At 33.7% G+C, this 13,116-nt stretch carries 6 protein-coding genes; all 6 read left to right on the forward strand.

Going from position 1 to position 13,116, the window contains the following annotated elements:
- The first annotated feature begins 100 nt into the window (after positions 1-100).
- Complete coding sequence (gene lpdA, locus BIW12_RS13185) at positions 101-1,504, forward strand: dihydrolipoyl dehydrogenase (RefSeq protein ID WP_071185538.1); 1,404 nt, start codon at positions 101-103, stop codon at positions 1,502-1,504.
- 346 nt (positions 1,505-1,850) lie between these two features.
- Positions 1,851-2,213, forward strand: coding sequence for a hypothetical protein (locus BIW12_RS13190; protein WP_071185539.1), 363 nt, complete (start codon positions 1,851-1,853; stop codon positions 2,211-2,213).
- Positions 2,214-2,439: 226 nt separating this feature from the next.
- Positions 2,440-3,546: an efflux RND transporter periplasmic adaptor subunit gene (locus BIW12_RS13195; protein ID WP_071185540.1), complete on the forward strand. Its 1,107-nt coding sequence runs from the start codon at positions 2,440-2,442 to the stop codon at positions 3,544-3,546.
- 30 nt (positions 3,547-3,576) lie between these two features.
- Positions 3,577-6,690, forward strand: coding sequence for an efflux RND transporter permease subunit (locus BIW12_RS13200; RefSeq protein WP_071185541.1), 3,114 nt, complete (start codon positions 3,577-3,579; stop codon positions 6,688-6,690).
- A gap of 7 nt (positions 6,691-6,697) precedes the next feature.
- Positions 6,698-8,152 carry a TolC family protein gene (locus BIW12_RS13205; protein ID WP_071185542.1) on the forward strand — a complete coding sequence of 485 codons (1,455 nt, stop codon included), beginning with the start codon at positions 6,698-6,700 and terminating at the stop codon, positions 8,150-8,152.
- A gap of 379 nt (positions 8,153-8,531) precedes the next feature.
- Complete coding sequence (locus BIW12_RS13210) at positions 8,532-12,716, forward strand: two-component regulator propeller domain-containing protein (protein WP_071185543.1); 4,185 nt, start codon at positions 8,532-8,534, stop codon at positions 12,714-12,716.
- Positions 12,717-13,116 lie beyond the last annotated feature (400 nt).

Genomic DNA, 13,116 nt, shown 5'->3' on the forward strand with positions numbered 1-13,116 from the left:
AAAAACCTAACAAAATATCTCATTTTTTAAACTTTAAACAAAACAGAATTCCCTATTTTTGCTCTTCGAGAATTTAAAAAATAATAAAAAACAATATACTATGAATTCATTTGACGTAGTCGTTATAGGTTCTGGACCTGGAGGATATGTATCAGCGATTCGTTGTGCGCAACTAGGCTTCAAAACAGCTATTATCGAAAAATATTCCACATTGGGAGGAACTTGTCTTAATGTAGGATGTATTCCTTCAAAAGCCTTGTTGTCTTCTTCTCACCATTATGCTGAAATTGCTCATTTTGCTGATCACGGAATCGAGGTTTCCGGAGAAGTAAAAGTTAATTTAGAGAAAATGATTGCCCGTAAAAAAGCAGTTGTAGATCAAACTTCCGGTGGAATCAACTACCTGATGGATAAAAATAATATTACTGTTTTTAATGGTTTAGGTTCTTTTGTTGATGCAACTCATGTGGCTGTTGCAAAAGCTGACGGAACTTCTGAAACTATTGAAGCTAAACATACAATTATTGCTACTGGTTCTAAACCATCTTCTTTACCATTTATTAAAATTGATAAAGAAAGAATCATCACTTCTACTGAGGCTTTAAGTTTAACTGAAGTGCCTAAACACCTTGTAATTATTGGTGGTGGGGTTATTGGTATCGAATTAGGTCAGGTGTATTTACGTTTAGGAGCTCAGGTTTCTGTAGTGGAATTCATGGACAGAATTATTCCGGGAATGGACGGTGCTTTGTCTAAAGAGTTGACAAAAGTATTGAAAAAACAAGGAATGAAATTCTATACTTCTCACAAAGTACAATCAGTTGAAAGAGTTGGTGATGTAGTTACTGTGAAAGCAGAAAATGCAAAAGGTGAAGTAATTACTTTAGAAGGAGATTATTCATTAGTGTCTGTGGGTCGTCGTCCTTACACAGATGGATTGAACGCTGAAGCTGCTGGAGTTAAAATCTCTGAAAGAGGTCAGGTTGAAGTAAACGATCATTTACAAACTTCTGCTTCTAATATTTATGCTATTGGTGATGTAGTACGTGGTGCAATGTTAGCTCATAAAGCAGAAGAAGAAGGAACGATGGTTGCTGAAATATTAGCGGGTCAAAAACCACATATCGATTATAACTTAATTCCGGGAGTGGTTTATACTTGGCCGGAAGTTGCAGCTGTTGGACAAACAGAAGAGCAATTAAAAGCGGCTGGAGTAGCTTATAAATCAGGAAGTTTCCCATTTAAAGCATTAGGACGTGCAAGAGCAAGTGCTGATTTAGATGGTTTTGTAAAAATCCTTGCTGATGCTAAAACAGATGAAGTTCTTGGAGTTCACATGATTGGTGCCAGAACTGCTGATTTAATCGCAGAAGCTGTAGTTGCAATGGAATACAAAGCTTCTGCTGAAGATATTTCAAGAATGTCACACGCTCACCCTACATTTGCGGAAGCGGTAAAAGAAGCAGCATTAGCAGCAACTGAAAACAGAGCGATACACGTTTAGTGTAAACTCTTTTAATATTAACAAATAGGCTGTCCGAAAAGGCAGCCTATTTTTTTTGTCTGGTTCTTAAATAAATTGATTTAAACTTCTTTTTATATCATTTAAGGCAAATCCTGTTTCGAGGATTTGTTAGTCTTCATTAAACTAAATAAAATGATTATCTGATTAGATAGAAATACTAAATTTTACAGACTGGTTATTTTATCATTAAGCTTCTTATAAATGTCTTTTTTTAAAGAAAAATTAAGAAACATTAACTTCTCAAATGGCTATATTTGGCGTCAAAATATTTATAAATCTATATTTTTTTGAGAGACTAAAAAGAAAAGTTTGATTCTTTAAATTTATGAAATCTATTAAGTTTATCTATATCATTATTTTGTCACTGCTCACTTTTTGTGGTGGTGTAGAATTGTATAAATATTCTTCTGAATCCAATAATTGCCTAACAAAAGATATTTTTTTAGATTCGGATGTTTCTCAGGTTGAATCATCTTCAGTATCGATGTCTTGTGACATAAAGATGCATTTTATTCTTAAAAAGAAGGCAAAAACACGTGTTGAAGATTCAAAAACACGTGTCTTAAAAAATATTTATTACACAAATTTTGTTGGACTTAAGTTTTTAAAGGAAAACATCATTTTTAGTGCTGCCAGTCTCTATCAAATTCAGCAACACATCCATCTTCATTTATATCAATTGTTCTAGTTTTAAAATAACTTCTTTGTTTTTATAATGCACCGATGTTTTTCGGCTGCAATATCTTTGTATATCACTAAGATAATTTCTTTTATAAAAATATTCAATTTATTCGTTGCTTCCTGAAAATGGAGTAAACGCAATTTTTCATTTTATCCTTTTAACTTATTTGTAAACTCCCTGTATTCTATACATTCGGGAGCTATCTGTCTATATAAATTATAATAAATTAATTATGAGCAATTTTAAAAAATCATTTTTTCTGTCTATTTTATCATTATTCGTTTTAGTCTCGTGTGGAGATAAAAACAAAACAAAAATCAATAGTATAAAAACGGTACCAGTATATAAAGTTACATTAAAAGATACCATTGTCTCCAACCGATTTGTTGCCGATGTACATGCCAAAAATAATGTCGAAATTCATGTTCGAATTCCGGGATTGTTGGAAAAAGTATATGTAAGTGAAGGACAAAAAGTAAAAAAAGGCCAACTGTTATTTAAAATAAGTGATGTAGAACTTCAAATACAATTGCTAAAAGCACAAGCTGTTTACAAAAGTGCTATGGCCGATTTAAGAATAGCCACTGTTGAGCGAGAACAAGCTCAAACTCTTTTCAATAAAAAAGTAATTGCCAATAACGAATTAGAATTGGCTAAAGCAAAATATGAAGCGGCAGCTGCCAAAGTTGCTCACGCTGCTGCCGAGAAAAAAGCGATTGATCAACAAATAGGTTTTACGACAATTCGTGCGCCATTTGACGGCACAGTAGATCGTATTCCGTTTAAAGAAGGAAGTTTAGTCGAAAATGGTTCGCTTTTAACAACGGTTTCTCAACTGGATGATGTATATGCCTATTTCTCAATTCCTGAGAACACCTATTTCCAAATGATAACAAACAAGAGCCTGAATGCGAAAGGTGATATCGAATTAGTTTTACCAAATGGTGTTGTTTACAATCAAAAAGGAGAACTTAGAACTGCCGATGGAGATATAGACAGACAAACAGGTTCTATTCAATACAAAGCTAAATTTCACAACCCACAAGGTTTTATCAAACACGGAACTTCTGGAAAACTAATAATTTCAGAGCCAAAAAATAATGCAATTGTCATTCCCCAAAAAGCTGTTTTTTCTATTCAGGACAAACAATTTGTATTTCTGGTGGATAAAGAAGGCATTGTAAAAATGACTAACATCACTATCGGAAGTACTCTTGATGATGTATATATATTGAATAAAGGTTTGAAAAATAATGATTTAATTGTTCAGGAAGGTATTCAGTCCTTACGCGACGGCGACAAAATCAATATTAAAGAAACGAAAGTTGCAAACCTGTAATTCAATTATACATTCTTAAAAGAAAAGAAAATGATAGAAATGTTTATCAAAAGAAAGATATTATCATTAATCATCTCGGTTATGATAGTACTTTTAGGATTGTTGGCGTTGTTCCAGCTTCCCATAACACAATTCCCCGATATTGTACCACCGTCTGTAACTGTTACAGCAAAATATACAGGAGCCAACGCAGAGGTTTCTGCTAATGCTGTTGCTCTCCCGTTAGAAAGAGCCATCAATGGAGTTCCTGGAATGACATATATGTCAACGGTTACTTCAAATGATGGTTTGACGTTAATTCAGGTTTTCTTCGAAGTAGGAACTGATCCTGATTTAGCTGCGGTAAACGTTCAAAACAGAGTTACTACGATACTTGACGAACTTCCCGAAGAGGTAATTCGTGCCGGAGTTACGACCGAAAAAGAGGTCAACAGTATGTTGATGTATTTGAATATAACAAGTACAGACAAAACTCAGGACGAACAGTTTATTTTCAATTTTACCGATATTAATATTCTTCAGGAATTAAAACGTATTGATGGTGTTGGACGTGCCGAAATTATGGGGCAAAAAGAATATTCGATGCGTGTCTGGCTGGATCCGCAAAAGATGCTTTCGTATAATATTTCGGCAAATGAAGTCATTAGTTCACTTCAAAAACAAAATATTTCTGCTGCGCCGGGAAAAGTAGGTGAAGGTTCAGGACAATTAGATAGTCAATTGCAATATGTTATTAAATATGGCGGAAAATTTTTTGAACCAAGTCAATATGAAGAAATTCCGTTAAGAGCTAATACTGATGGAACTATTTTAAGATTGAAAGATATTTCGAAAATTGAATTTGGTGCCATGAGTTACGGAATGGTTTCTAAAACTGATGGAAAACCTTCGGCATCCATCATGCTGAAACAACGTCCGGGCTCGAATGCATCTGAAGTAATTGCCAGCGTTAAAGAAAAAATGGCGGAACTAAAAGGAACTTCTTTCCCACCGGGAATGGACTATAATATTGCTTATGATGTTTCTCGTTTTCTAGATGCTTCGATAGATGAGGTTTTAAGAACTTTAATTGAAGCTTTTATTCTGGTAGCTTTTGTAGTTTTTCTTTTCTTGCAAGACTGGCGTTCTACCTTAATTCCGGTATTAGCAGTTCCTGTGGCGCTTATAGGTTCGTTTACTTTTATGTCGATGATGGGATTCTCAATCAACTTATTGACGCTTTTTGCATTGGTACTTTCGATAGGAATTGTGGTAGATAACGCAATTGTTGTTGTCGAAGCCGTCCATGTAAAAATCTCCGAAGAACACATGGAACCACTGCCTGCGACCATTAGTGCAATGAAAGAAATTACCGGAGCTGTTATTGCGATTACGATTGTGATGGCTGCGGTGTTTATTCCTGTGGCTTTCCTGAGTGGTCCTGTTGGGGTTTTCTACAGGCAATTTTCATTGACCATGGCAATAAGTATTGTGATTTCAGGTGTTAATGCGTTGACGCTTACACCAGCTTTGTGTGCTATTATGCTAAAAGCACATGATCCAAATAAAGAGAAAAAATCAATGTTGGATCGTTTCTTTCACCGCTTTAATAATTGGTTTGATAAGATTACTTCCAAATACATCAAAGTATTGATGAAGTTTGCTGATCGAACTTCGATTACTCTTGGTTTGTTAGTTCTTTTTTGCTTGTTAACTTGGGGAACAAGTAAATTTTTACCGTCAGGATTTATTCCTTCAGAAGATCAGGGAATGGTTTATGTGAGTGTAACAACGCCACAAGGTGCAACGGTAGAACGTACCGAAAAAGCATTAGACGAAGTTACCCGAATTGCCAAAGAAATAAAAGGTGTTGATAACGTAACAACCCTTGCCGGATATAGTATTGTAACTGAAATTGCAGGTGCTTCGTATGGAATGGGAATGATTAACCTAAAAGACTGGAAAGAACGCAATATTTCAGTAAATGATTTCATTGCGCAATTGACCGAGAAGACAAAAGGAATTTCCGATGCTCAGATAGAAATTTTTGCTCCGCCAACGGTTCCTGGTTTTGGTAACACCAGTGGTTTTGAACTTCGATTATTAGATAAATCCGGAGGAAGTATAAACAATACTGATGAGGTAACCAAAAACTTCATTAAGGAGCTAAATACCTCGCCTGAAATCCAGAACTCATTCACCAGTTTTGATGCTACTTTCCCTCAGTATTTAATTCATATCGATTATGATTTAGCTGCTAAAAAAGGAATTTCAGTAGATAATGCAATGTCCACTTTACAGACTATGTTGGGATCTTTTTATGCAACCAATTTTATTCGTTTTTCTCAAATGTATAAAGTTATGGTTCAGGCTAGTCCACAGTTTCGTCAAAATCCGGAAAGTATTTTGGATATGTATTTGAAGAATGATGCTGGCGAAATGGTTCCGTTTTCGACTTTTATGAGACTCGAAAGAGTGTATGGTCCAGAGGTTTTAACACGTTATAATATGTACATGTCGGCAATGATCAATGGTGAAGCTGCCGCAGGTTTTAGCTCAGGTGAAGCGATTGCAGCGGTCGAAAAAATCGCTGCTGAAAAACTTCCAAGCCGTTTTGAACTCGAATGGTCAGGAATGACGCGTGAAGAAATCCTGTCTGGAAACCAAACCATATACATTTTTGCGTTGTGTATTTTGTTTGTGTATTTATTATTGGCGGCGCAGTACGAAAGTTTGTTGCTTCCGTTCCCGGTATTATTAAGTCTTCCTGTTGGAGTTTTTGGATCTTATTTGGCACTTTTAGCAGTTGGTTTAGATAATAATATTTACGCTCAGGTGGCACTAGTCATGCTTATTGGTCTGCTCGCCAAAAATGCCATTTTGATTGTCGAATTTGCTATGGCTCAAAATAAATTAGGAAGAGACATTACCGAAGCGGCAATTGAAGGTGCCCGACTTCGTTTTAGACCTATTTTGATGACTTCGTTTGCTTTTATATCCGGATTAATACCGCTTTGTATTGCTTCTGGTGCGGGAGCTGTTGGTAACCGCTCCATTGGAACTGCAGCGGCTGGAGGAATGCTTATAGGAACCATTTTTGGACTTGTGATTATTCCGGGTCTTTATATTCTGTTTGCCAAATTAGAAAAAGCAACGAAAAAATAAATTTAAAATGAAAAACACAATTAATAAATATATTATATTAGGAGGAATAGTGCTGTTTACAGCCTGTTCTGCTCCTAAAGTCAACCAAAATTTAACAGCAAAACAACTGCCTGAAAATTTTGATTTGAAAAGAAAAAAAGCAAGCGATAGTTTGCAAAATTTTATTCCATTAAAAACGGAAACCTATTTTAAAGATCCAAAATTAGAAGCACTGTTAGATAAAGCCATTGCTCAAAATCCGGATTATTTAATTATGCAGGAACGTATTTTAATTGCTAATTCACATTTAAAAGTAGCTAAGCTGGCGCTTTTACCATCTTTAGATATTCAGGCTGATGTTTCCGGAACCCGCTATGGAAAATACACCATGGATGGGGTGGGGAATTTTGATACCAATTTTTCTCAGAATATCTCAGAAAGACAGAGAATTAATACTGATGTAACGCCCAATGTGTTTTTAGGAGGAAAAGTTTCCTGGGAAGCTGATATTTGGGGAAAACTGAGTAATCGCAAAAAGGCAGCTTTGCAGCGATTCTTTGCTTCACAGGAAGGAATGCGATTGTTGCAAACGAGATTGTTAAGCGATATTGCTGATTTGTATTATAAGCTGATTGCTTTTGACAAACAAGCAGTGATTTACCAAAAAAACTTAAAGACGCAGAAAAAAGCATTGGATATTATTTCTTCGCAAAGATCGGTTGGTAAAGCTACTGAATTAGCAGTTCAGCAGTTTAATGCACAAAACAATAATATCTTAGCAGAATCAGAACAACTCGATTTAAGCATTGACCAAACCGAAAAAGCCTTATTGAATCTTTTAGGCGAATACGGCGGAAAAATTGATAGAAGTACTGACTTTTTATCGGGACATCTGGCAGTTTTAAATCAAAAAATAAGTGTGGATTCTATTATTCATAAAAGACCAGATGTTTCAGAAGCTTATCACGAATTGCTCGCTACAAATGCCGATGCCAAAGCCGCAAGAGCTGCGTTTTTACCAACTTTAAATCTGGGGGGGTATGCCGGATTGAATTCGTTTTCATTTTCTACCTTTTTTGATAGCGGTTCTTTTGCCTGGCAATTACTCGGCGGATTAACAGCGCCTGTTTTTAACAAAGGACAAATCAAACAAGAGTTTTTTGTTTCGAATAAAAAGCAGCAAATTTCGTTGTTGCAATATCAAAATACGATTACAACAGCATACAATGAATTGAGTGCGTTACTGCATAGAACGGAATCTTTTGTAGATGTTTTAAAATTCAAATCGAATGAAATTAAGCATCTTGAAATAGCTGTAAATGTCTCAAACGATTTGTATTTAAGTGGTTATGCTAATTATCTGGAAATCATCAATGCGCAAAAAAATAAATTACAGGCCGAATTGGATTTTGTTGATATTCAATTAAAAAATGCCGAATCACAAGTGTTATTATACAAAGCTTTAGGTGGCGGAATAAATTAGAAGTTATATTTTTGAATTTAGTTCTTAAAGGAAATCTCATTGTTTAGAGATTTCCTTTTTTTATTCTTAGCGAATTTATTTTTTTGAACTTGAATTTCCAAAAAATAAATTACTGTAGGCACGAAATAAAACAGGTGGTTATGAGTTTTTTTAAAACTTCCAAAAAAGAATTCCAAATTCAGGCTTGCATAGGGAATCATTGTAATGCAGATATTTTTATTATGTTAATACTCTTCAATGTCGGGGATCAAGATTGGTAATATGATTTAATATTCTTATAGATATAAATTAATTATAGTGTAGAAAAATATTTCCTTTTTAATTTATAAATTTGAGCTCTTCTATAAATTATCTTTAAATAAAATCTAAAACCAGATTAATGAAAAAATCAATCATTATTTGGGTGGTGTTTTTTTTGGCCAGTCATTTAAGTTTTGCACAATATTCTAATTTAAAATTCGAAAATTTTGACACCAATAAAGGGCTTTCCAGTAGCACCAGTGTCGAAATATTTCAGGATAGTGAGGGGTTTTTGTGGTTTGGAACTATTGATGGACTGGATAAATACAATGGTTACGAATTTGAGATTTACCGTCCTGTTATAAACGATGTTCATTCCATTAGTAATAATCGTATTAATGCGATTACCGAAGATAGTAAGGGATATTTATGGGTAGGGACAAGTAATGGATTGAATGTTTTTGATAAAAAATCACAAAAGTTTTACCGAATCAATCTATACAAGAAAAAGACCGAAGGATTAAATCTAAGGGAAGAAATAAACAGTCTTTTATTTGATAAAAAGAATAATATTCTATGGGTGGGAACAAAGAATGGATTATTGAAACTGGATTTGGCTTCTGTTAATGCTCCGGATTTCAGTACCTTAAAATATACTCGTTATATAACTAATTCTAAGAATATAAAATCTATAGATAATAATAATGTAACTAATCTTATTCAGGATAAAAAAGGAACGATTTGGATAGGAACAGGAGGAAATAATTTGCATCAATACAATTCCAAGACCGATAGTTTTAATCGAATTAAAATAGTTTTTGAAGCTAATCAATATTTAAATCATTTGCCAAAACAGATTTTGTTGGATAAAGAAGGAAATTTTTGGATAGGAAATGATTTGGCACATCTCTATCTGTTTAATGTTTACAAAAAAACAGTTAAAAAAATCGCTCCTGTTAATCAAAGTATTCCTGTTTTTCATTTGTATCAGGATAAAAAAGGAACGGTATGGGCAGCGACCGATGGAAGCGGAATCTATTTATTAGATAAAAATAAGGGATTGATACAGCATCTTGTACAAAACCAGGACGATCCTTTTTCTTTACCTAATAACCAACCTTCAAAAGTATTGGAAGATAAGGATGGAATTTATTGGATTGCCAGTTATAATAAAGGAATTAATAAATTGGCGTTATCTAAATCTTCATTCGGGCATCACTTTTACAGAGCTAATGGCGGAAAAAGTTTAAGTACAAAAATAGCTCAGTCAGTAATTGAAGACAGTAAGAGAAGAATCTGGATAGGAACTGATGGAGGAGGTTTGAATCTTTTTGATGATAAAAATGTGAGTTTTAAACATTTCAAGGCAATTCCGGGAAATTCTAATTCTTTAAGTTCTAATAAGATTTTGTATCTGTTAGAAGGAGATAATAGTGATTTGTGGGTATGTACCTGGGATAGAGGATTGAATCGATTTAATACTAATTCATCTCAAACGAAAAGATATGAAAACGACCCGAGAAATCCTTTTTCTATTGGGCAAAATACGGTTTGGTGTGCTGCTAAAGACAGTCAAAAACGCTTATGGTTAGGAACATCAACAGCAGGCTTGAATTTATTTGATGTTGAAACCGAAAAGTTTTACCAGTTTAAAAATAATGTCAATAATCCAAAGAGCCTGATCAGTAATTTTGTTTTCTCTCTTTTTGTAGATTCTAAAAACCGATTGTGGGTGGGGACATCGCTCGGACTTTGTTATGTGAAATTAAATTCGTTAAGTTCGAAGATTCCAAAAAGCATCAATTTCGAGGAAATAAAGATTAAAAATATTCAAGGAAATCGTATCAATCATATTACCGAAGATTACAAAGGAAATATCTGGATAGGGAGTGATATGGGATTGTATCAGTTAGATATTAATCTACAACTCAAACAGGCTTATTCTTCTAAAAACGGACTTCCTAATAACTTAGTGGTTGGACTACAGGAAGACAACAACAAGAATATTTGGATTAGTACCAAAAGTGGTTTGTCATTATTGAATCCGAAAACACAGAATATCAAGAATTTTAATGTTCATGACGGATTACAGGGATTAGAATTTCAGAGTAAATCGATAGCAAAAACCTATGACGGGAGAATCATTGTAGGTGGAATTAACGGATTCAATATTTTTTATCCAAATGACATTTCGTTGAATTCAGATAGAGTGAAGCCAATTATCACCGAACTTAAAATTTTTAATAAGCGAATCAATGCAGGCGATGCTTTAAATGACCGCATACTTTTTGATGAGTCAGTGTCAAATCTTAAAGAAATTGAGTTAAAGCATAATGAAGGTTATATTTCATTTGGTTTTGTGGCTTTAAATTATCAAAATCCGGAGCGTGTTAAGTATGCTTATAAGATGGATGGTTTGGATAAGGAATATATTAGTGTAGATAATAATAGAGTAGCTAATTATGCTAATCTGGCTCCGGGTAACTATACTTTTGAAGTCATGGCTTCAATAGACGGACAATGGAAAAATGCCGAGAAAACAAGTATTTTGGTTCGGGTGCTACCTCCTTTTTGGAAAACATGGTGGGCTTATGTTTTGTATGTTATTATTTTGGGCGTTTTAATATGGTTTGGACTCGATTATTATACCAATAAGATAAACGAAGAGAAGGAACATGAATTAGACCAAATGAAACTTCGTTTCTTTATTAATGTTTCTCACGAATTCAGAACTCCACTTACTTTAATTTTAAATCCTGTCGAGAAAATTTTGTCTCATTTTAACGATGCTGAGGAAGTAAAAAAATCGGCTGTAATTATTCAAAAAAGCAGTAAGCGATTATTATATTTGGTAGATCAGCTTTTGGATTTAAGAAAAATGGATTTGGGTAAATCTCATTTAGAAATTACCAATTTAGATATTGTTAAATTATGTAAGGATACGTTCTTTTTGTTTGAAGATTTGGCTAAAAGTAAGAATATTAGCTTTGTATTTGATTCTAAACTAAAGGAATATTATGGAAAGTTTGATCCGGATAAAATAGAAAAAATGCTGGCAAATCTATTGTCTAATGCTATAAAATTTACCGATAATGAGGGGGTGGTCACGCTTTCGTTGTCGGAGGTTACTGTTGATAGAAAGCGTTATAAATGGTTGTTTTTTAGTCCAATTATTACCGAGAAAATGATTCAGATAAAAATTACCGATACGGGTATTGGTTTTAAAAAGAAACAGTTAAAAGAGGTGTTTCAACGTTTTTTTCATGCTGATTCTTCTAAAACAGGAACAGGTATTGGGTTAAATTATACCAAAAGTTTGGTCGAATTGCATAAAGGAGCTATTACGGTTGAAAGCAAGTACAAACAAGGAACTACTTTCAATATAGTGATTCCGGCAGATTTAAAAACAGATATTAAACAGCAAAAAAATGCAGTATTGAATGTACAGGGCAAGGAAATGAATGCGTTACAATCGACTGAATATGAAATTGCTATTGCCGATGAAAATACGAATCCGGTTAAGGCTACCGTAGAGAATGAAAAAGCCAGTAAGCCGGTAGTTCTTTTAGTTGAAGATAATAAGGTACTTCGCAATCATCTTAAAACGGAATTAAGCGATTTGTATCAGGTAAAAGAAGCGGCTAATGGAGTAGAAGGATTGGAAAAAATCAGAAAATATTTTCCCGATATTATTATAAGCGATGTAATGATGCCAAAGATGGATGGTTTTGAATTGTGTCATCAGGTAAAAACGGATTTCGAAATCAGTCATATTCCAATTTTGTTATTAACAGCCAGAAATTTAGATGAAGATGTAGTACAAGGCTATCAAACGGGGGCTGATGGTTATATTTCAAAACCGTTTAATATGTCGGTTTTGAGAGCCAGAGTAAATAATTTATTAGAAGCCCGAAAACGTTCCAGAGAGCGTTTTGCAGCCATTGGAGGAATTGTTCCTTCATCAGATGTTACAATTAATTCATTGGACGAACAGTTTTTAGACAAGGCAACAAAAATTGTGATTGATAATGTAAGCAATATCGATTTTACGTTAGATGATTTAATAGGTAATATGGGAATGGGAAGATCTCAGTTTTACAGAAAAATCAGTTCCCTGACCGGACAAAATCCAAGTAATTTTATTCGGACTATTCGATTAAAATATGCCTCCGAATTATTATTGACCAATAATTTGTCAATTAAAGAAATAGCATATAATTGTGGTTTTAATTCCACAGCCTATTTTACAAAAACCTTTAAGGAAGTTTTTAAAGTTACCCCTACTCAGTATATTCAGGATCAAAAAGAGAAGACAGAAGAGTAGGGGTGTTTACATAAAATGATAAAAAGAGAGCTCAATTTTTTAATTAAAATTGGGCTTTTTTTATTTCAATTATCATGATTTTGTCTAATTATGGAGCTTCTATGTTCTGAAAATAAGCTAGATTGTAAACTATAAAAAAAACTTAATAAAAGTATAAACGATAGGAAGTGTTGTTGTGTTTTTTGTTTGATTTTCAGTGTGTTAATTTTTGTGTTTGTTAAGGTTTTCGGGGGATTATATTAAAATGGTCTATAAGTTATACTCTTTGAACGATGTGTTATAGTCGTGTTGTTCTTTAATATTTAATATTGTATCAGTATTATTTCGTGATGTAATAATAAAACCAATTTAAAATTATGACCATCTAAATTATTAACCTAAAAAACTATTAAATGTGAAA

This window comes from Flavobacterium commune, assembly GCF_001857965.1.
Taxonomy (GTDB): Bacteria; Bacteroidota; Bacteroidia; order Flavobacteriales; family Flavobacteriaceae; genus Flavobacterium; species Flavobacterium commune.

Coding starts and splice junctions, on each gene's coding strand:
- BIW12_RS13210 (WP_071185543.1), top strand. CDS start 8,532: ATGAAAAAATCAATCATTATTTGGGTGGTGTTTTTTTTGGCCAGTCAT.
- BIW12_RS13195 (WP_071185540.1), top strand. CDS start 2,440: ATGAGCAATTTTAAAAAATCATTTTTTCTGTCTATTTTATCATTATTC.
- BIW12_RS13205 (WP_071185542.1), top strand. CDS start 6,698: ATGAAAAACACAATTAATAAATATATTATATTAGGAGGAATAGTGCTG.
- BIW12_RS13200 (WP_071185541.1), top strand. CDS start 3,577: ATGATAGAAATGTTTATCAAAAGAAAGATATTATCATTAATCATCTCG.
- BIW12_RS13190 (WP_071185539.1), top strand. CDS start 1,851: ATGAAATCTATTAAGTTTATCTATATCATTATTTTGTCACTGCTCACT.
- lpdA (WP_071185538.1), top strand. CDS start 101: ATGAATTCATTTGACGTAGTCGTTATAGGTTCTGGACCTGGAGGATAT.